Origin of the sequence: Desulfonema magnum (genome assembly GCF_017377395.1) — a bacterium.
Lineage (GTDB): Bacteria > Desulfobacterota > Desulfobacteria > Desulfobacterales > 4be13 > Desulfonema_C > Desulfonema_C magnum.
The window spans coordinates 548389-571014 of sequence record NZ_CP061800.1; the positions used below are offsets into that span (position 1 = coordinate 548389).

13 protein-coding genes are annotated in these 22626 nt (G+C 44.5%); 8 read left to right on the forward strand and 5 right to left on the reverse strand.

Annotation, left to right across the window (positions count from 1 at the left end; genetic code table 11):
• Positions 1–449: 449 nt before the first annotated feature.
• The 5 genes from dnm_RS02175 to dnm_RS02190 form a co-directional block, all read right to left on the reverse strand.
• Positions 450–2504 carry a DUF4114 domain-containing protein gene (locus dnm_RS02175; RefSeq protein WP_207681083.1) on the reverse strand — a complete coding sequence of 685 codons (2055 nt, stop codon included), beginning with the start codon at positions 2502–2504 and terminating at the stop codon, positions 450–452.
• Positions 2505–2619: 115 nt separating this feature from the next.
• The gene (locus tag dnm_RS02180; RefSeq protein WP_207681084.1) at positions 2620–8232 is read right to left on the reverse strand and encodes a PKD domain-containing protein; all 5613 of its coding nucleotides are present in this window, start codon (positions 8230–8232) and stop codon (positions 2620–2622) included.
• 325 nt (positions 8233–8557) lie between these two features.
• Positions 8558–8692, reverse strand: coding sequence for a hypothetical protein (locus dnm_RS31100; protein WP_276571841.1), 135 nt, complete (start codon positions 8690–8692; stop codon positions 8558–8560).
• A gap of 628 nt (positions 8693–9320) precedes the next feature.
• Positions 9321–9719, reverse strand: a complete 399-nt coding sequence (locus dnm_RS02185) for a retropepsin-like aspartic protease (RefSeq protein ID WP_207681085.1) — start codon at positions 9717–9719, stop codon at positions 9321–9323.
• Entirely contained in the window at positions 9697–9978 is a 282-nt protein-coding gene (locus dnm_RS02190) for a hypothetical protein (protein WP_207681086.1), read from the reverse strand. Before dnm_RS02190 ends, dnm_RS02185 begins: the two co-directional genes overlap by 23 nt.
• Positions 9979–11462: 1484 nt before the next feature.
• Between dnm_RS02190 and dnm_RS02195 the strand changes: the two genes are divergently transcribed.
• From dnm_RS02195 to dnm_RS02230, 8 genes are all read left to right on the forward strand, one after another.
• Complete coding sequence (locus dnm_RS02195) at positions 11463–11840, forward strand: hypothetical protein (RefSeq protein ID WP_207681087.1); 378 nt, start codon at positions 11463–11465, stop codon at positions 11838–11840.
• 365 nt (positions 11841–12205) lie between these two features.
• Entirely contained in the window at positions 12206–13975 is a 1770-nt protein-coding gene (locus dnm_RS02200) for an LAGLIDADG family homing endonuclease (RefSeq protein ID WP_207681088.1), read from the forward strand.
• 11 nt (positions 13976–13986) lie between these two features.
• Positions 13987–14667, forward strand: coding sequence for an HAD family hydrolase (locus dnm_RS02205; protein ID WP_207681089.1), 681 nt, complete (start codon positions 13987–13989; stop codon positions 14665–14667).
• Positions 14664–15296: a hypothetical protein gene (locus dnm_RS02210; RefSeq protein WP_207681090.1), complete on the forward strand. Its 633-nt coding sequence runs from the start codon at positions 14664–14666 to the stop codon at positions 15294–15296. Before dnm_RS02205 ends, dnm_RS02210 begins: the two co-directional genes overlap by 4 nt.
• A gap of 12 nt (positions 15297–15308) precedes the next feature.
• Positions 15309–15860: a deoxycytidylate deaminase gene (locus tag dnm_RS02215; RefSeq protein ID WP_207681091.1), complete on the forward strand. Its 552-nt coding sequence runs from the start codon at positions 15309–15311 to the stop codon at positions 15858–15860.
• Between the two features lie 34 nt (positions 15861–15894).
• Positions 15895–17373: a thymidylate synthase gene (locus dnm_RS02220; protein ID WP_207681092.1), complete on the forward strand. Its 1479-nt coding sequence runs from the start codon at positions 15895–15897 to the stop codon at positions 17371–17373.
• Between the two features lie 774 nt (positions 17374–18147).
• Positions 18148–19191, forward strand: a complete 1044-nt coding sequence (locus dnm_RS02225; protein ID WP_207681093.1) for a hypothetical protein — start codon at positions 18148–18150, stop codon at positions 19189–19191.
• Between the two features lie 546 nt (positions 19192–19737).
• Complete coding sequence (locus dnm_RS02230) at positions 19738–22461, forward strand: CHASE2 domain-containing protein (RefSeq protein ID WP_207681094.1); 2724 nt, start codon at positions 19738–19740, stop codon at positions 22459–22461.
• The last annotated feature ends 165 nt before the right edge of the window (positions 22462–22626 follow it).

Sequence of the window (22626 nt, forward strand, 5' to 3'; positions counted from 1 at the left end):
ATTTTGCAAGGCGGGTAAATTATTTATTGGACATTCCCTGAATCCCCTCCTCATCTACACGGATTGCGGTTAAGAAAGGATTACGGGAGACAATCCAGTCAGCAATCCTTTCTTAACCGCAATCCGTGTAGATGAGGCAGGCAATCCATGCAGATGCAGATATCTTGGTCATACCAATTCACTATTGAAATCAAGTATTGAAAAAGTATAATTATCTGCAACAGAATAAAATAAAGCTTTTGTATAGTATGATTTCAAAACTCAAACGGTATCATCCCCAAATCCTGTGAATCCTGGTTCAGACAATTATGCTGCTCAGAAAATCCCTGCTTATCACTAATCCATGTAGATAAACATACTCACAATAAAAAATTATAAACCAGAAAAGGATGAAATGTCAAGATGTTCCCGCGGGTCAGTACGGGACTGACCCGCGGGAAAGTTAAGATTTATGGAATGTATTTGCTGTTCGAGACAGGCATGATGTCCAGAATCGAGATGCAGCCGTCTTCGTCCAGGTCAAAGAAAGGATCATAGCCAAGATCGCCTTCGCAGGTGTTCCAGAAAGAAGCGGCCTTGTTTATGTCATCGTCATCAATTCGTCCGTCGCCGTCAAAGTCATACCACAGCGGGGTTCCGTCCGCGGCCCTGGGAACATCGGGCGTTCCGAAGCTGGCAGGTTCGCCTGACGGGGAGAGCGTGAGATCAGTGGTGAGAACCTGATGCGCTTCAGTGCTGATTTCCTCTGAATCTGACGAGATTTCAGCAAAGCCTTCATGTCCCTTTATGGTGAGCAGGCCGGTCTCATATCCCATGCAACGCAGAACAAGACGGTATGCCTGAGAGTCTGTCAGCCTGGGCAGGGACACGGTCTGGCGGCCGTTCTCGGCATCAAACTCAATGAGAGAACCGGGGATTCCTCCGCCGTCCTTTCCGCTGAAATTGTCCTCAGCATCATATACCATGAGATCGGCTGATGCGTCCAGGGTCACGGATGTCCACAGATCATCTGGTCCGGGAATTCCTTCGAGATGTTCCATGATCTTCCTGCCGAGTTCGTCATTTGTTCTCCAGTCGTGCCATCTGCTGTCTCTCCGGCTGCTTCGCTTTTTGCTGGCGGTCGTGGTGAACCTTTCCAGCATCTCATCTATGGTGGGAACTTCCGAAACGGCCCCGTTGATCTGAACCATCAGATCATTGTAATCCCTGTCGCTGTTGGTGAATTCCATGTCCTCGAACACAAAACCGAGTCCTTTGCCGTTGATATCCGCAACCTGGCCCACATGCATTCCGTAATCGGAATTCGGCGAGGTGAAGGAGAACAGCGGGCGTTTGTTCTTGTCCGTGGTTCCCGGATTTGCGGCAAGGGCCTCGAATGTGCCGTTGGGAACAAGAATCAGCGCAAACTTCTCCCCGGGATTCATCTCAAAGGTTCTCACGCCGATGAACTCGCCTTCGTTCCAGTCCTGGGACTCGCCCCCGAGGACACCGGAAAAACGTGCCCGGTCAGTGGGGTCGGAGAGGACAAGGCCGCCGTCGTGATCATCCGGTGAAAGCACCCGTCTGACAGCTTCGGCGATGAAGGCTTCCAAATCCGGAACGGTGAGATCCATTCCCTCCAGGCTGAAGATGCCAAGCTCGCCTTTGTATGCGCCGCCGTCGTAGAGCCAGTCTATGGTGATGAGGCCGAAATCGTCCGCGATGAAAACACCAGCGATAAGTTCGTCGTCCTCACCTGGATTATCGGGGTCTTCCGGCTCTTCAGGATCATTTGGATCTTCCGGGTCATTCGGTTCTTCCGGCTCTTCGGGATTTTCCGGGTCATTTGGCTCCTCCGGATTTTCCGGGTCATTTGGCTCTTCTGGATTTTCCGGGTCATTCGGCTCTTCAGGCTCTTCAGGATCATTCGGTTCTTCATTTCCAGAAGACGGATTATGTATGGCATTCCTGGTATTAGAGACAGTAACCGGATAAACCGTTCCCTCAAAATCTAAAAGAAGAATGTTGGAGAGGGTCATCTGATTATCAGGGCTACTGTCGAGAACTCTGAATTTCAAAAGTGCTATCACACCACTCCCAGTCACCGCTTCATCCGCATTTCTTCCTCTAAGCGCATTGACAATACTGACCGTTCCCGGAGTCCTTTCGAGTGTGTGAAGCCCGACGGTCCTCCCGCCATTCTTTTTTAAAAGATTCGTTATTCCCTGAGACGGATCGTCTTCGGAACCTTCGATGAAATCCATACGGCTCGGATCATAATTAACTGCTACCTGATAAGCGTTCAGGCTAATTGCATCCTGGGCCACAATGGCGATCCGCATCTCCTCATTTGCCTCGGCTGTGATAACGGCTTCAACATCTTTGAGGGGATCTGTCGGATCATAATCGTGAGTTGTATAATCCGTATCCAGCGCAATGCCCGGAAGGGCAAAAGCATGGCCTGATACGACAATCGAAACCAAGGCGATAAGAATGAAAGCCTTTATCAATTTTATAGTTGTCATTTTTGCCTCCTAATGCTATTTAAAAGGATTCTGACTTTGGAAAACTTCTTTAAAAAGAGGGAAACGGAGGAATTGCCGGATGCTGTGGAAATTCCTCCCTGTTTCCGTTAAAAACTTAGTCTAATTCTGCTGTGAATTCAAACATATCCCAAAGATCGATAACCTGCTTTCCAGATGAATTTGGAACAGATTTCAAATTATACTTGGGATCCCACTCAGGATCATCCTCTGTGATATTGAGGTGGTCCCGCAGCAGATCAAGATCAACATCATCCACAGTTCCGTCCCTGTTGAAATCATATCGTGAAAATGGACTGATCGTTCCCGATGTCAAATCTGTAACCGTTTTCAGATTGTTTTCACAATCCATAAAAGCGACATTATTAGGCTCCAGTGTGATGTCAGAATCGCTGCCCAGGACTCTGAATTTGAGAAAACCGATATGACCGGAGCCGTCGGGAGCTTTATCGCAGTTGTCACCCTCCACTCCGTTGACAACATTAGCCGTTCCATCATCTGTTTCCACTGCTGAAAGACCTATGGTTTCCCCTCCTTGGCTTTTCAGGAAATTGTCCGGCCCTTCACCCGGGTTATCCTCAGCACCTTCAACAAAAGCAGTCTCTTCCGGAGGAAATTTCACATCAAGTTGGAAGAGATTAAGATTTGCGACTTGCTGGGCAACTATGCCGACCCATACTTCATCATCTTCGGATGCCTGGACCATCGGATCAATGGTTTCTGTGGAGATATCCATATCCATCACCACGCCGTCGGTCACTCCATAGGCATCCTGTTTTATTTCAAGTTTTCCGGGACTGCCTGTCGCGCCGGGGGCTGTGATTCTGATCTCGCCGGTTCTTGCCTCGCCGAGATTGGATTTATATCTTACAAAGAGCATTCCGTCGTTTTCCCCAGAATCATCTCCCTCAATGGTCAGCCACGATGACGCATCAGGGGCAACTTCCGCTGTCCAGCCCATTGTGCCGTTACCTGTATTTTCAATGACAAAGATAACTTTGTTGCCGGCCGGGGAAACAGGATACATCGTCGGTGTAAGTGACAGCACGGGTTCCAATGCTTCCTGTATTATCTTCACTGTTTTCGGACTGTCTGTTGCGCCGGGGGCTGTGATTCTGATCTCGCCGGTTCTTTCGGGTCCGGTGCTTTCCTCGCAGCTTACGGTGAGTGTTCCCTCAGTCGAATTCTGGCTGACTATGGTTAACCAGGGCGCATTGACAATTTCCGCTGTCCATGTCATCTCACCCGTACCGGTATTTTTGACAGTGAAAACAAGCTCATCACTGCCATCCGGAGAAACAGGCCGTGAACTCGGGGCAATGAACAGCACAGGTTGCAGTCCTGAAGCTTGTGTGACCTGAACGGTCTTTGTGTCACCATTTGCTGTGATGGTTATCGTGCCGTTCTGCTCCGCAGCTGTGTTTGCTTCATAAGCCACAATGATAGTGCCGCCATCTGTCCCGGAGTCGGGGGTGAGGGTCAGTCCCGGAAGATCTGTTTCCGCCGTCCAGTCTATTGAGCCTGCTCCCTCTTTTGTAATCTCCAATGTGATTTCGCCGCTGCTTGCAGGCAAATTCAGAGTTGTTTGGGAAACAGACAAAGTTGCTGTCTTATTCTCCTGTACGCAAGGAGTATAATCTATGGTAGATAAGTAAATTTCACCATCACCATCATACCGACCTACCCATGCAGTTGCCAATAAATTATTAGCATCACCTCTTGCAGAATGACGGGACGCTGTTGCCCAAGTCGGAGATATAACCCGATAGTTTTCTGACCAATTGGAACCGTCATAAAACCTCTCCATCATCTTTGTCTTGCCTTCATCTTCTCCTCTGTAAACAAGATGTACCTTTCCGCTTTTATCACTCCACAAGTGGTAGCCACGAATTTCTGATTCAGGCCAATCATATCCCGTTATGTTCCATCCTTCTGATTCCTCTTTTACGAACATATTAAATCTATGGGGGGTTGTGCTTGTGATATGTATTTTGCCGTTAAGGGAATATATCAGCGGATATTCAATGTAAAAGTCAGCAAGAAGCTCAGATGACCAGACATTGTTTTTAAAATTCAAGTGAGCATAAACTGCTTTACGTCTGTTATCGCCTGCAATATTCAAGCCTTCGTCATCTATCATCACATCAAAATTTGCTCCATAGACTTGAGAAATAAGTTGTGAGTCACCAAAACGCTCTGTTTCTCTCATCTTCACTCTGTAGTGAACCCCTGCATGTGACTCATGCCAGAAGACATAAACATTATCATCCTTATCAATAGCAATCTTAGGCGATGTTGACTGTGTTCCTGATGATCTGGAAATATCTACGGGTTGCTTCCATCCGTTTTCCGTCTTTCGGATATAATAAATATCCGGTCCATCGCCATTGGTACTGACATACTCATAAACAAGATGTGGAAAACCTGAAGAATCAACAGCCAATTGCAAGTTCTTAATATAATCCATGTATAACTTTATACTGAAAGACTCCGCAGGCTCATATTCTGTTGCTTGTTCCTGATTTTCCCAGTTTCCCGAAACTTTCTTTCGATAATAAATCTGCGTTTCACCTTTTCGATGATGTTGTCTCGGATATACCCCGGATTTAGAAGCTAAAAAATCGTCAGAATAGATTGCTGCCACATGGATATTTCCTCTATCGTCAACAACTACCTGAGGATAGTCAAACTCTTGGCCCCAGCCGCCTTCCCATCCAGACAACGGTGGTGTTTTTGCAGGCTTGATGAACGCTCTTTCCGATTCATTCCAAGGACAATCATCTTCACTGCTGTACTTATGTGCTATTTCAAAGCGTTCACTCACTTCATAATTATCCTCGCAGTTCTCGCACCATACTTTTACCTTAATTTGACCATTACTTGTAACCTGATTGCCTTCAGGTATCCATGTATATGGCTCTTTGACCTCATCTCCTCTTAACTCCACAAAAGTGCCCCGGTCATTTCCGTCATTTATAAAATTCAGATCAATTCGCTCGATTCCGTAAAGATCGGGAGAAGAACACATCGCATCCCATTCAATTTTTACCGGGTCTCCCACATAGAATTTGTCAGTATCCGGAGACATGACAGTCACCGTAGGCTTTCTGCCGTCTATAACATCAAACGGATCGCTGATCACCTCAGCTATGCATCCTGTGTTATAGTTCGAAATCACTTTCACGATTACATCATCATGGATAAAAGCTTCTGATTTTGACCAGTCACAAGAGTATCCCTCGACATCATCAGCTATAAGCTCCCATGTCGCACCACTGTCAAGAGAATAATAAACATCGCTTGAGATGATATCTGCATCGGTGTCACCGTCTTCATCCTTCCACTTTATCCTCGTCTCTTGTCCAGACATATGCCCGCAAGACCCCAGAGGAGCATCAAAAGCAGGGTTCGTAATTTTAATTTTGCACTCAGGCTGCTCCTCATAAATCGTAATCGAATGACATGCTGAATAAAAAGGCGTATTCGACCGATCCCTCACACCTGCTTTTACACAGTAACTACCGGCCTGTGTCCAGCTATATGCATATGAGTTGGATTCCCCCCATTCTGATTCGACTCTTTCCCATCCGCCGACAGGCTTGAATATATCAAAAGAATATTCCAGAGAATCTCCATCCGCATCACTCGATGAAGCAATGAAAGTATAAGGCTGATTAATCAGGCCAACTCGTGGACCGGACACTTCAGGTTCGGTAGGGAAATTCAGGTTCGGTTCATACACACTGATTTCAGTTTCGGACCATTCAGACTCATTTCCGTCAGTATCTTTGGCCCTAACCTTGACAATGTAAGTCTTTGCTTCATCCCATATATGGCTTGCGCTCACCTGATTTTCAGAAGCAGGCACATTTGTTGTATCTCCATCTCCCCAGTCGTAAATGTAGCTTACCGCATCTCCATCCGGATCGAGACTCTTGGCTCTTAAAGAGAGAGTCTTACCTACTTCTATCATTCCGTTGTTCCCCGCGAGCTGAGGTTTCGAAGGCGCTCCGTTAGGTCGGGTAATATTAATCGTATGCAATGAAGACCAATTGGATTCGGCACCTTTGCTGTCTTTCGCCTGAACCTTGACAATATAAGGAGCGGCTGTTTTGCATTCAAAACTTACTTTATTCGAGTTTTGCCATTCGCCAGTATTGTTAAAAAAGTGAAAGCGGTATTCTATTGCATCACCATCGGGGTCTGAGGAGCTTGCGGTAAAAGTATATTCCTGATCTGTATGGCCGCTATCAGGGCCGCTGATGGTTGGTTTTAAAGGTGGTCTGTTTCGAGGTTCAACAGGATCATCACCGCCGGAAGTATCCTCGCTTACTTCGACTTTTACATAATCACTCCAGCCACCTTTGGCCCCCCTATATTCCATCCGAGTTCGGTAATAGTACGATCCTGCCGAGCTTTCGGATATGGTTGAACCATAAACACGCGTTGTCGATTCAAAAAGATTCTCAGACGACTCAACCATTATATCCACTTCGCTTCCACTATTCCAACTAATCTTAAAAGATTCATTTTCTTTTACTTCACTCGAATTAACTTTCAAATCTCGCGGAATCGTCATCATGCGAAAAATAAACCAGGCAGATTCCTGTCGTATGATGTCTTCATTCGGCTCAAAATTATCAACGGACCGCCCTCTGGCAACATCATAATACTTCGCCATTTTTATCGCTGCTTTTTCAGCGGAATACAGAGAGTCAATATCTCCAAACGTACCTAAATAGCCTGCTGGCGGTTCCGGCAAATTCCAGAAACTATTATCCTCCATTGCCCGCTGAACCATCAAAATGGCATGTTTCCGAGGCATATTATCCGCTGGTCTGAATTTATGATCCGGCTGATCGTTTATCAGCCCCGCTCTGTATGCCTTGCTGACAGATTCGTAATACCATTTGTCCGGATCGTTCATATCTGTAAAAGGCAGAGACGTTGACATGTTAAGTTCCCCGAACACAGACTCAATGGCTCTTACCATCATATGAACAAATGCTGCTCTGCTATCCGGGCATTTGGCCCCTGGTTTATAAACATCTTCGATAACGCCTTTGCTCCGAAGATATTCCATTTCCACTGTGGGATCACCTTTCGCACAGGTTTCATCACCGCTTCCAAGGTCTAACTCAAAAAAATAAGGGAAAACACCACTCAGCCTGTCGCTTGTTCCAACAAAATCATACCAGTTATCTCTATGAGTTTTGTCATTCCCACGATTGAAATCTGATAAACGGTAACGTGTTTTATCGGATGATACCTCTTCCACAAATCCGACATGACCGTAAGTGCCGAACTTCCAAACAGCCACAAGCCCTTTGCGTCTTTTATCCATCGGCAATGGACTATCGCCTGAATAAGTCCATGATCCTCCTAAAAATATAGTATTCGGCCAATTTCTGGCGTGCCGTCCTGTCTTTCCCCAGAAGGCGTCCTCAAACTGATCTCTTACAGAGCTGTCCAGATATCCGCTATCCGACAATTCTATAACTCGTCCATAAACATACCATGTGCATTCTCCTCTCAGCAACGAATCACTGACATAGAATGCGTTTTCCCCTTTTGCGTAAGAAGAGCTAGAATACTTGCTTTTAATAGCGGTTTCAGGAAAAGAGTCCGCGAAAGCAGAGCCAGCCCAAAAACTGAGAAAGATAAAAATACTCAATATTACATTGAATTTCAGCTTGATAAAAATTTTCATTGTTCCATTCTCCATTAAATAGATAGATATCTGAATTATAACTTATCAAAAAGACGCTAACCACAGGTTCTGTTTAAGTAAAAAATACCAGCCACCTCCTTTCTGCATTTTGAGAATCTGAAAAAGCTGTTATTAGACATCTGATTTCCTTATCACCTCCTTTTTTTATTCATCTGATCACACTAATATTTCCGATCTGTAATTATTAATGTCCAAAAGTGGCTACTGAGGACATTTTCTATACATATTTTTTCTGAAAATTCTAAACCTACTGAAATCAAAATTATATTCCAGACTTCCGAAATCTCCAAAACTTCGGAAGTCTTCACCCCGCTCCCCCCCGATTCTTAATCATCATCACCTGGATAATCGTCACGGCGATGTTCTCAGGGACTTCCAAGCTCTGCTGGAGATCGGTCAGCAAAGCCTTTTCGCTCTCCTCAAGCACACCGTCGGCCAAGACGATATCAACGGCGCAGGCAAAGACAGTCCTAAAACCGGGGCTTCACCCAGGGCCGTAATAAATTGACCTCTCAGAGCCTTTCCCGAAAGTTTTCAGTTTGCTGCACTTGTCAAATAATCCCATTCTGCTCCCTCCTCTTTGTATGATTCTGCGGGGTTTTTGCCACGCTTCACCCAATCTGTGTGATTGCCTTTGTATTTATCAATGTCCGAAAAGAAGCATTGAGGACATTTTTTCACAAATTTTTTTCACTGATCATATTGAATCTTTTGAAATCATTATGTTTACATTTTAAAAAATTTATGGCAGGGTGACTGATTTCCACTCCGCTGACTCTGGGCTGAATTATGAAACCTGGAATTTTCGAACCTCAGATTCCCTCAGATTTCCCGGATGCCGCTGATTTTATCTCTGCACGGATTGTGTAAGTAACGGATTGCTTTTGTCTGGTTCTCAGTCCGTACGGACGGATTGTGCAGGAGGCAGAGCCTCGGTTCACGCATTCATAGGCAAAGTATAGAAACAAATTAAAAATCCCCGCCATAACGCCAATCAGCCCCGTATCATTCTCAATCCCTCCTTTTAGTTTTCAAAGCCTGTTTCAGCCAGTCATTGCTTTGTTCTTTCAAACCGTCACATCACCGTCATAAAATTCGATTGTCATGGTCCTGAGATTGATAACCGCCTCTGCCCGGGATAAAAAATCCATTCCCAAAATGCCGTTTATCTCAAAACCATAATCCATACCGCCAATCTCAGTCTCAAAATCAGACAGCTTTTGTGTTCCCACCTGTAAGTAATCCATCCGGCGGCTGAAGACAAGCTCACTGCCGCCGACACCCCGAATGACATGAAGTGTATCTTCCGGCAGCGGCACAATCCGAATTGCATGAAGTGCATCAGCCGACAAAACCGTAGTGGCAGAACCTGTGTCAACAAGTATATCCGAAATCTCCGTTGCTTTTCCCTGATAAGCGGCAGTAACCGTTGTAAAAGGCAGGTCATCTTTCAGAAATAAGCGCATTGCCCCTCCGAATTCCCAGCCATTGCCGCTCAATGATATCAGGCTCTGTCCGGCTTGTATGGATAAAATAAAACTCCCGAAGCGGATATTGCCGGTGAAGGCTCCGGTAAAGCCGCATTGCCGCAGTTCCGTCCGGACATCTGTCAATAACAGCCAACTGGTCAAGCTGTCTCCGACTGTCAGGGGTTGTATGTGCTTCCAACGCTTCAACGACAATCCATTGGTCAGGATATGTTTTTCGTACCTCAGACCAGCGCATAACTGTTTTCCTTTATATTGGAAGTTTGAAAATTTCGTTGTCAATGAATCCCGTCTTAACCGGAACTTCCTGCTATAAAACGAGATAGTTATTATTTGTTGTCCCTTCATTCAGATTCTGACTACATCTTAAAAGATCACGCAAGAATCATGCCTGAAAAAAATAGTTATAAACTCATTCATTAAGAATAAAGAAAATAATTTTTTGAATCAGAACAGAACAACTGATGAACCTTTATAACCGAAATCGTCTAACAAGCAAATTTTAACAAATAAAAACTAATAAAAACAAAATATTGTCTCTGTTGTAATTAAAATCATAAAAAAATAATTATAATTATCCTGATTTGGACGGTTCCGAGAGTCAGACAACAGCCTCGGACCGTTTCTGTCATATCGGACTTTTCCTGTGTAAAAATCTCCGGAGTGCCAAACTTACAGTTTGGCAAGCCCCCCGATGAATATTGCCAAACTGTAAGTTTGCCACTCCGGAACGATAAAAGTTTGATTTGTGCCGGAGGCAGAGCCTCGGTTCACGCATTCCCAGGCAGAGCCTGGGAACGAGTGTTAAAATTGAGGACATTTTTTTCACAAACTTTTTTTCTGATCGTGTTGAATCTTTTGGAATCATTATGTATCCTCTTTAGAGAATTTCTGATCAGGGGGCTGAGTTCCACTCCGCTGCTCCTGTGCTGAGTTGTGAAACTCCTTCAGGGGCGACTTTCCTGACCTTGTCATGTTATGTTTCAAAAAGTACAGGGAAACCAGATAAGAAAAGGAAAAATCTGCCTTCCTCTTCTTATCTGTCGTCCTTGTACTTTTTTTATGCGGAATTGTGTGTAAAAAAGGCATTAGTTCTGTCTCAGGCACAATCCGTGCAAAACGGTGCAGGAGGCGGAGCCTCCCTTCACGCATTCCCAGGCAGAGCCTGGGAACGAGTTGATATTTTTGAGAGCTATAACCTCATAATGCAAATTATGTGCCAACAAGCTTAAAAATAATATAACTTACTTATTCTATGTTGTTTTCTGATTAAATCAGCCACGAAAACAGTAATAAAACAAAGACTTATAAAAAAATAAATATCCATAACAACAACTATCCGATATAACTGTTTATATATTTCATTTTCAGGCTGTTTTTTGTATATAAAAAAATGATTACAAGTGATTACATTGATAACAAACAATAATTTCAACTGGTTATATGAAAAATCCTGCGATTTTTCTCAAAAAACAGCAATGCGTCTTGCCAAACTGTAAGTTTGGCACTCCGGAAATAATAAATATTTGTCTTGTTATGACTCTGGATATTATCCCTCGGTCAGACAAATAATTTCTTAATAAAATCAGAACTATCTTATAATTATACAAATTTTCATGCGATTGCCCTGCTGAAGGAATCAGGGATATTAATCTCATTAATCTCGTTCCCACGCTTTGCGTGGGAATGCAGAAGGGACGCTTCGCGTCCTATGACATTCAGATGCGTGTTTATCTACAGAATACACAGAAGCAGATTTTTGTAGGAAAGATGATGCTTCGGTATCATACGGACGCGAAGCGTCCGGCCTGCATTCCCACGCAAAGCGTGGGAACGAGATTAAAGCGTGGGAACGAGATTAAAGCGTGGAGATTAAAGCGTGGGAACGAGATTAATGAGATTAGTGAGATTAGTGAGCTTGGCGAGATTGGCGAGGTCGGCGAGGTCGGCGAGGTCAGCGAAATCAGCGAGATCAGGAAGCAGGTTTTTGTAGGAAAGATGATGCTCCGGTATCATACGGACGCGAAGCGTCCGGCCTGCATTCCCACGCAAAGCGTGGGAACGAGATTAACGAGATTAAGCGTGGGAACGAGATTATAGCTGAGGACTGGCTGGCAGAGGCAATGTGTCTTAGTGAGATTGGCGAGATTAACGAGGTCGGCGAGGTCACGGAGTTAAAAATGTATAGGAAATTATAAAATTCGTTGCATAAGTACAAGGGTTTGGTATAAGAAAAAATTAGGGGTTAAGGGTGAAAAAAACTAAAATAAAACTTTTACAATGTTTCCTAATGCCTGACATTTAACACCCGGGCCGTTTAAAAATATCACTTTTTGCTGTTTTTTTGCCTGATGATGTTCCTCCCCCTCCTTTCGGAGGCGGCACAAAAAACAGACAGATAAGTAAGTGATTCGGACGGACTACTTAACACCTGACACTTTGATATAAAAAGGAATTTAAATATTATGTTAAAACCGATATTTATGACAGCCAGAGATATACCTGACTTATGGTTTCAGCTTGTCCGGGCCGCTGTGGAACAGGGCAGAGAATATGTCGTGACCAAAGGCAGCACGCCCACCAAACGATGGGAACTTGATTTTGTCTCTGCTCAGATAACACATCCCGGGACAAGACCGCTGGAACCGGACATACCGCCCGGTATCGGGATTCCCAACCCGGTTGAATCCGGATATGCGGAGAAGTATCTCCCGTACTACATGACAGATGTTTCGCAGCCCGGAGAGCATTATTGTTATGATGATGAGACAGAAATACTTACAGATCAGGGGTGGAAATTATTCAAAGATTTGAACAGAACGGAGAAAGTTGCCACTCTGAATCCGGTAACAGAACAATTGGAGTATCAGACACCTGCGGATTATCATAGTATGGATTATTCCGGAAAGATGTATTCAATAAAATCTTTTCATATTGATCTGAAGGTAACCCCGGGGCATAGTCTGTATATTTCGCAAAATAAAGTTGCAGAAAGATATATTCCTTTCTCTCTTATCAAAATAGAGGATATAAATAATTATAGGATTAAATTTAAGAAGGATTGTATATGGAGTGGAAGAGATCATGATTTTTTTAATCTTCCAGCTACTGAGTATCAGAATCCGAGATATAAAGGTTATGGTTGCGAGCGAAAAATACCGATGGATTTATGGCTAAAATTTTTTGGTATATGGCTTGCTGAAGGGTCGTTAAGGCGATATAAGAACCGAAATGTTTATTTTATTACTATAACTCAGTATCCTGGGAAAGAGAGAGACAAGATTGCGGAAGTATTAAAATCCATATTTTCATCTGTCTCAATTTTCGGGAAAGATCTGATTGTTGCTGATAAACAGATTTATTCATATCTTGAACAATTTGGTAAGGCAGGGGATAAATTTATACCAAAAGAGCTGATGAATCTGAGTCGTCGCCAGCTTAAAATTCTTTTTGATTGGATGTATTTGGGAGATGGTGATAAATGTAATGGTGATTATGTCAGATATACAACTAAATCAGAATTTCTTGCAAATCAGGTTCAGGAGTTATGTCTGAAGATCGGACTTGCCAGTAATATAAGAGCAGACAGCGGTGTTTACAGGGTTTATATAAACAAGAAAAATACACCGCATATTCTGAAGGATAAAAACATTACCGTCGAAAGTTATACGGGAAAGGTTTATTGTGTAAAAGTTTCGAAATATCACACTTTATACGTCAGAAGAAATGGTACGGCATGTTGGTGTGGAAACACCTACGGGCAGGACCTTGCCTGGCAGATTGAATGGATCATAGCGTATTATAAAAAACACGGACCCGGAACAAAACATTGTTACATGACCGTGGGCCGCCCCGAAAGCCTCAGATTTTACGATGATTCGGCTGATTACGCTGAGGAAATAAACATTAGCGACAGAGCCACCGGAAAGACTATCATAAAACGGTCCATAGACAACGTGTTTAACAAAAGTATGCCTGGCACAACCCAGTGTCTGAGAGGCATTGACACATCCGTGAAATACGGAAAACTCCATTTCAGCATCCATTTCAGGAGCTGGAATCTTTGGAACGGTCTTCCTGCCAATTTATGCTGTCTGCAAATGGTGAAGGAATACATGGCGGAACAGATCGGCGTGGAAGACGGAGAGATGTTTATCACCTGCCTGAAACTGGGGCTTGCAGAGTCCTGTTTTGATATCGCAAAGCTGAGGCTTTATATGGACATAAAAAAATAAGGAATAATACGTTGCATATTTTTCTGGATATAGGCTTTACCTTAATGGGCGGCCCTGCATTTTCTCCTCCGAAAATGATTCGTAAAATTCTGAATTTAGGCGAGGATGATTCAGCGGTTTTGTATGATATTATTTTTTGTGAGAATCATCATACGCCGGATTCATTAATGGTTTCTCTGGAAAAGAGGCTCGGATGCCGAATCAGCAGGGATCAGCAAAAAGACATTGCTGCGTTCTGGCAAAGACAGTTTCTTGATGTTTATGAACTGGAGGGGGCTTCGGTCTTTATAAAAAATCTTGCCCGCTCAGGCGCATACTTGCATATCATATCAAATCTCTGGTTTCCTTTTTATAATAAATTCAGAACGGTTTTTCAAAATGATCTGAACAACATCAGAACAAAAACCCTGAGTTTTGAAGAAGGCATCAGAAAGCCGTGTGCGGAGATTTACAGGAGAGCATTGGACCGGGCAAAGGCTCTGCCGGAGGAGTCCGTCATGGTCGGCGATTCTGTGGGAAATGACATCCTCCCCTGCGCGGAACTCGGCATGAAATGTGTGTGGTTCAAATCCCGTCCTGTTGAAAAACACCAGCTTGAATCAAAACGGTTGCTTCTTTCAAAATATGATGATATTTTTGAGGTAAACAGTCTCAGAGCGGCTCAGTCCGTTATAGAAAGGTTTTTAAAATGAGTAGTAATACTAAAAAAAAAGTTGAAATCGTCAAAGTTAAACATTTGTCAGAAGATGAACTGATAAGCAGATTACGAAATGTTACCATGTTACAGGATGAGAGCACCCGGCCTTATGAGAACGCTTTTATCTCATTGGAAAATATCTGCATCGAAGATTTGTTTCCTCCCCAGCGTTATGTACTCAAGCAGGAGCTTCTCAAGGTACGGGAACTCAAATGGCGACTTGAAGAACACGGCATTGATTTGTTTCAGCTCAATGGGTTTGTTCGTATCACACTGGCCGGAGAGAGCGAACCCATAGATTTGCTTCCGCCGGTGATTGAGGAGCGGATAGAGAAAAACGGCCGTGTGGCTCACATCATCAATGACGGTATGCACAGGATTTATACTGCCTATCTTGAATGGGTGATTCCCCAGGTAATTTTTGTGCGGGGTCTGCCAAAACATCTCCCCTATTATGCGTTCCCAATTCCTGAAAAAGATTGGACCAAAATTGAACTCCGAGATGACATCCCGGCTCATTTCATCAAAAAATGGCATCGGACCGAACGCAACAAAGAATTGTACCGAAATTTTAACAGCGCTTTTATGAATGTGGGCGGGCCCAGAGGAAACCCGGAAAAATGAGGAGAAGCATTTATGCGTCCTGATTGGAATGAATACTTTATGATTATCGCCAAAATCGTCAGTTCAAGATCAACCTGTAATTCCCGGCCCATCGGGTGTGTTCTGGTACGTGACAAACAAATACTGTCAACTGGCTACAATGGTGCCGTGCCCGGCGCGCCGCATTGCATTGACCAGAAAGACGAAAACGGAAATCCTTTTTGCTTCAGGAGAAGCATGGGGGTTCCCGATCATAAAAAGCAGGAGTTTTGTATTGGCAGCCATGCGGAGAAAAATGCAGTTGCGCAGGCAGCCAGAGAAGGCATTTCAGTGAAGGGAGCATCGCTCTATGTCACGGTGTCTCCGTGTTTTGACTGTATGAAAATGCTCGCGGTTGCTCAGATTCGGCATGTTTATTTTGAACTGCCCTACGGGTCTGAGAATAAAGTGAGAGACCAGTTCTGGGAGCAGCAGGGCAAACAAATGTTTGAAACTTTTGAACCGCTCGTTGTTTCTCAGAACACATTGAAACTCATATCGCAAATGATGGAATATCCGACTTCAAAAAGAAGACTGAATGAATAGTAAAACGCTGTCAGTTGTCAGCTGTTAATAACCCATGATCAAATTTAAACCTTTATTTTTTAAAAATAAATTATATGTTGTAAATCCCTGTGCGACCCTGGGGATTATAACGTTGTGGTCTGAGACAGATTTTATTGTTCGCAGGCTGAGGAAAGCCGGTGCTGATGTTGATCCTGAAACCTCCAAAATAGCGGTGGTCGGCAATCTTCATGGTCAGGGCTTTCGCTATCTTTTGAGAAATTTGCTTTATAATCCCCAGATTGACACGCTGCTTGTGCTGGGCAGTGACAGGAGCGGCTCTTATGGTTTCCTGTCCAATTTTTTTCTCAAAGGAACCGAGCCTGTTGAGAGCAGTGTCATTTATAAAGGCTCATCAGGAAACAGGGACGATGTAAAGGCTGTCCGGGTCATCGGCACGGACTATGTGATGGATAATCTTGTGTCACGGGATTTGTTTCTCAGTATTCCTGATATCATACGGATTGAAGGGATTGAGAAGCCCGATTCCGGAGCAGCTGAGGAAGCCGCTGCCCTGTTGGAGAACTATACCTCGGGACAGCGTACCGGGAAAAGAATTTTCATCGAGGTCCCGGAGGTTGTGGTTGAAACATATCCGAGCAATCTCCGGGCGCATACCATTGTGGAAAAAACGCCCTCAAAAGCCTGGACCTATCTTGTTCATCGGGTTTTCAGGTTTGGGAAAAGGGTCTTGCTTCGGAAAGGAGAGCGGATCGAGCTGCAAAATGTAAAAGTTGTTATTGAGAAGCCCCGGTTTGAAGAGGATTCTGTCATAAAAGACTGTGGCTTTGATCCTGGCTCTTTCCGCAAATATCAGGAAGAAATTTTGTGCCCGGAACTTCCGAGTGACAGCTCTTATTCTTATGGTCACCGGATCAGAGCATATTTCGGAACAGATGCTCTGGACATCGCGGCCGCTAATCTCAGGCACGGCCCTGATGATCGGAACTGTTACGTTTCTATGTGGGACAATGCTGCTGATATTGAGGGAGATCATCGTCCCTGTCTGGTTTCACTTTTCTTCCGCAAAATTGATAATAATCTGCATCTGACTTCCACGTTTCGGACACATAACACTTCCGACGCGTGGCTGGAAAATGTCTATGGACTTATGGCGATACAGCAATATGTGTGCGGAAAGATCGGAACAAGACCCGGGGCAATCACAGTGATATCCCATTCTGTCAGCCTTGACCCGCAATATCTTGAGAAAGTCAAAGCCATATATGACAGGGCCGCCCGGACCAATGCCATTCGTCATGACCCGAACGGCTATTTCCTCATCTCCGCGGATGGTGATGAAATCGTGGTGCAGCATTATCATGACGCTGATAAAATCGGTGAGTACCGAAGCAAAAAACCTTTGAAAATTCAGCAGATGATATACAGAGATTGCGCTATATCAGATATTAATCATGCAATTTATATCGGACGCCAGCTTGAGAGGGCATATCATTGTATTCAGGAGGGAGTGCCTTATGTCCAGGATCATTAAGGCGAAAATATCCTGAACATAACGGATTCAGGGGAAGTTCCGCCATTCCAGGAAAAATAGTTATATTCTCAGAAAACGGACCATGTGCAACTTTTTAAGAGAATGCCACAAAGACACGAAGACACAAAGACACACGGAGAGTCTTCGTGAGACTTCGTGCCTTTGTGCCTTCGTGGCATTATAAGCCGCGCATCGCGTCAATTTTTCCCGGAATGATTCGCCGTCCGTGACGGAAAAAGCCGGGTTTCTCTGCCGCTCAGAAACATGTATAAAAAACTTTTGCTCAGGAACGGAACGCTCAATGAACTTCACCTGATAATAATATTTATATATCTTTGGTTTAATCTTGACCCGCCATCTTTTTTCCCTTATATTAATTTAGCGTTCAAGAAAAATTTTGGTGGTGTCAATTCCAAAGGAACCGACCCAAATCTAAGATCAAACCCGGAAAACTCAGTTTTTCTATATCCAAAAACATTTCCTGAAAGCCTGTAAAATTAATCTGGCGTTGATATCCTTCATTTTTCGGACTGTTCTGATTTGCTCAAAAGTTTTGTGTTCAGACAGTTTGTGAGTGTCAGCAGGTCGAATATGTGCTGCCGCTTCTCTCCCGAGGGATTCACAAATCCGGTGAATCAGGTTTGGTTTTGCCAATCTGAACCAGACATCGGGGGAGAGGGCTGTGACTGTCAGCAGATATGTTACTGTTCTGCTGTGTCCGGATAACTGAAGGATACGATGAATTTTTTATCAATCTTCAGATGAGGAGAATAAATGATGCGGGATATTTTTGTAAAAATTTTATGGTGTATTTTTTTTATGTTACTGGTGGCAGATATTCAGGCACAGGAGCCGCTGTCAAACGTGGGGATTGTGCAGATACCCGCGGGTATGGCTCCTGATGAGTGCTATCGGCTTTTACGAAATGGAAAATCTGTTGAGCCGCTTGTCCGGGATATGCCTGTGCTTAACGGTGATGTCATTATTCCCCTTGAAGGGAAAAGCATTACACTCATTTACAGGCATCCTGATTGCGGTCAGATAATTGTAAGCAAAAGAATGACAGTAACATGTGACCCAAGAACGCTTACTACTCCCGAAGGCTTTCTCAACCTTCTTCCGGATGCCATGAAAAAAGCCCTCACGCATAAATGGAAAGCTCTTGTCCCGAAACAAACCCGGACCGGAGAGAATATCTCATGTTTTCCCGATGATTTTTTATTTTCTGTCTGGCCATTGGAGGGGGCAACCGTGCTTCATGGTGAGCCAATACTCTTCAGATGGGCGAATATCCTTGCTGGCACCGGCGACTTACCTTGTTCCGAATCAAAGCTGTTTATCATTTCAGAAAAAAATCCGAACGAACCGATTATAAAAGACATGAGAATAGGCGAACTCCTTCGAGTTGATGCTGAATTTCAGGCAGGAACATCTTATGAATGGTATGTTGAAACCATGAAAAAGAAGAAATCGAGAGTTTATCATATTCATATCTTAGGAAAAAAAGAATCTGACAATATCCGATCGCAGATGGCGGAGGTGGCGAAGAAGTATGCGGACGTGTGCCCCGGTATGAGACAGGCCCTATATCTCCAGGTTATCAGCGATTCAACCCCCGAACTCGATCTCCACGCGGACAGCTTTCGACTGATGAGAGAATATAAGGAGTGCCTCAAAAATCATCCTGATGCGAAAAAGCTGCTTAATCGCATACACCTTCAACTGGTGGAGTCCGATGTAACCTCTTTGCCAGTTACAGGCAAACTGCTTTCTGCTAATGCCTATACAAAAGCGGATGTCCGTAAATCATCCCGTTGAATTTCGGTGATCGTCAAAGGGGATATGCCTGAATCCGGAAAAGCATACTGGTAAGCAGGATTGCACATCTGGAAATTGTTTTTACGGAAAAACGCTCACTTAAAATGACCCGCGACTGACGGCCGGACCGCTTTCATATTCAGCAGATACCGGACAGCACGGGAGGCCGCGGAAACGATTCTCCGCGTCCCGTCAATTTGTAGCAGCAGGTTTGCATGCCCAGGCCAAGCCCAATGCTGTTGACTTAGGCAAATCCGAACGGGTCCGGAGTGCAAAAATTTTATTTTTGCGCCTGCGAAAAAGCATTTTTCGCACTCCGGAGAAAACACCGGAAAATTCGCTTACGCTTAAGTCAACAGTATTGAGGCCAAACCCCGCAGGGGCGGCATATTTGTAGCAACCGGGTAATATCCCGCCCCCACATGGCTTGGCCGATCTCCCCTGAATCCGTTATAATCAGAAATTTTCAAAAGATGTTGTTTTGCCAAACTGTAAGTTTGGCACGTCTTATTTTATTGGCGCGCCTTATTTTAGCGGATAAATAATATGACAGAGCATACGAACAATAAAAAAACGCAGGTTTCTGATCAAACTGCGGTACTTTCCGTGGATGATCAGGAGAAAATCCAATCATTCCTCAGCCGGTATCAGACGAATTTTCTGATAATCCTGTTCACGGATTTGGCAGACTCAACCGGAATTAAAGAAGAGATCGGTGATGTGCGGGCCAAACGGCTGGAAGATCTGCACAGAACCATTTTGCTGCATGCGCTGAAAAAATTTGAAAATGCTCAGGCGGTGCGAGCAGAGGGCGATTCCTATATCATTGTTTTTCTCAAACCAGGCGATGCAATTATTTTTGCCCTTCGCGTCCAGGCCATACATCGGGAAGCCCGTACAGGTAACGTGGAGGACTTGTCTGAGGATATGTTCCGCCTGCCGGATATCCCGCCTCTGAGCAATGACTTATCCAGGCTGCCTGAATTCCGCGTTGGAATTCATATGGGGACAATTATCGAGGAAGATGGCCTCGGAGGGCCGGGAATCCCGGGGAAGATCGGCGATATCAAAGGAATACAGGCGGATACAACTGCCCGGATCATGGGGCTGGCCCAGGGCGGACAGATTTTATGTTCTCTTCCGGTCTTTGACGATGCCCGGCACGCGCTCAGGGGATGTAAATTGGAAGGTCTCGGAGACCTTGGCTGGGAGCAGCACGGCCTTTATCGGATCAAGGGACGTGAGCATCCTCTCGGCATCTGCGAAGTGGGCGAGAAACGCGCGGCTCCTTTTAAAAAACCAGCTGGAAATCAAAAGGCCGAACCCGTGTTCTTTGGTGATGATGTGTCCGGATGGCATCCGGCAATGGATAAAGCATTACCAGGAACAAACTGGATAATGAAAGAAAAACTGGGAGAGAGCAGGTTCGGCCAAGTGTGGCTCGCACATCACCGGACTCTCGAATCCTCAAGTGTATTTAAATTCTGCGTCCATAAAAGTAAAATCAGGCATCTGAACGCGGAGGTGAATGCCTTTAAACGTCTGACAGAGAAAACCGGCACAACGCCTCCGCCGGGTATCCTGGGAATTACAGAAACAAGTCATGAAAAACCGCCGTATTATATCCAGTCGGAGTATATGGCGGGCGGAGATATGAAACAATGGCTTGAACGCAAAGGGCAAGATATCTCTCCGGAAATTCAACGAAATATTGGAAAACAGATGGCTGAGGCCCTGGCCCGTCTTCATAAGGCCGGACTGACATATCCGGATATCCGGCTGTCAGATTTTCTGATTCAGCCACCGGAAAGTCCTGACCATGCCCCTGTTCTCAAGCTGAAACGGGTCGGATCTGCGGAGAGCTGCGGCAATACATCCGAGGATATTTCCGCACTCGGTATTATTCTTTATCAGTTGTTCAGCCGCAGGGCAGACAACGTTACAGATATTGATCTGCTTCTCGTAACTGACCCGATTCTTCGGAAAGACATCAGGGCATGTCTGCGCCGGGATACTGAAAAACGTCCGTCAGCCCGAGATGTTGTCCGAGGATTGCAAGGATATGAGAAACGTCGTGACAAAAAATCAAAAATAATCCGCGGTTCAGCTTTTTTTACCATTTTCATTGTATTCTTTCTTTTATGGATACGCATTTTTGATTTTCTTACGCTGGACACAAGACTCGAAAGTGTCACCATGATGCTCGGAGATATGTTCAAAAAAACATCATTTAATGAGCAGATTGCCATTGTTGCCATTGAAGATGAGGGGTTTGATAAAACCTGGCGGAAAAATCACGCGGTGCTGATAAAAAAGCTCTCCCGGGCAGGGGCCAAAGTCATTGCGTTTGATTTGTTTTTTGAAGAAACAACCGTGTTTGATGATGCGCTTACAGAATCAATTCAGCAGGCAAGGAAGCAGGGAACAGAAATCATTGTGGGTATCCGGGATGTTGAGGGAGATGCCCCAAAGATCACCGATGGACTCAGACAGGCTGTGAGCGGGTTCGGAATGCTTTGTATGGGGGAAAAATTAGGGTATGCGGTAAAGGCTCCGCTGGTTCTCATAAGAGAAAATCTTCCTCCCATACCTTCCTTACCGCTCAGTGCGGTACTATCCTATCTGGGAAGTAAAATTCTCCATATAGATGCCGAACGTCTCCGAATGTCAGAGAGCATGAATATGCCTGACTTCAGAGAGATACGATTTTCCGAACAATCAGAAGCGGATCGCTCTCAAAAGGGATGTCTGATTATCCAAAAAGAGGATAAACTTTTGAATCAGTTGATTGACATATCCCCCAGTGACGTGCTGAGAGACCCCGTGCGAAGATTTGTTTACACGGAAATTATCACGCGGACAGGGGAACATGAACTAAAAAAGCAATTTAACGGCAAGATTGTTCTGGTGGGCGTACAGAACAGAAGGGATATTTTTGATGTGTTCAGAAGCTTTCAACGTGAGGACCGCTATGGCATGGAGCTGCAAGCGGATGTGATAAACACCCTCTTAAACAGAGTCTGCATTCACTTTTCCGGGCCATGGGGACAATTGGCTTTCATCGCGTTATTCGGCATCTTAGGCACTTTTATCAGATTTAAATTTTCGCACATCTTATTACGGAAAATCATGATCGTATCGGCCCTGATTTTGTGCTTTGCTGTTGTCATTTATTGTTACCGTGAGTATCAGCTTCTCCTGAATCCGCTTTATTATGTGGCGGCCTTATTTTTCTCTTACCAAGCCGCGGATAAAATATTCAGCATATAAGTTAAAATATGCTGTTCCTACGGGGCTTGACAGATATCGGTCCTTTCCCTGAATCCGTTATAATCAGGAAAAAATTTCTTGCCTATCACAGCGTTTCCGACATATTATCACTTTCATGCTGAGACTTTCCGAGAAAAAAATTATGAAATAAAAATAGCAGGTTTG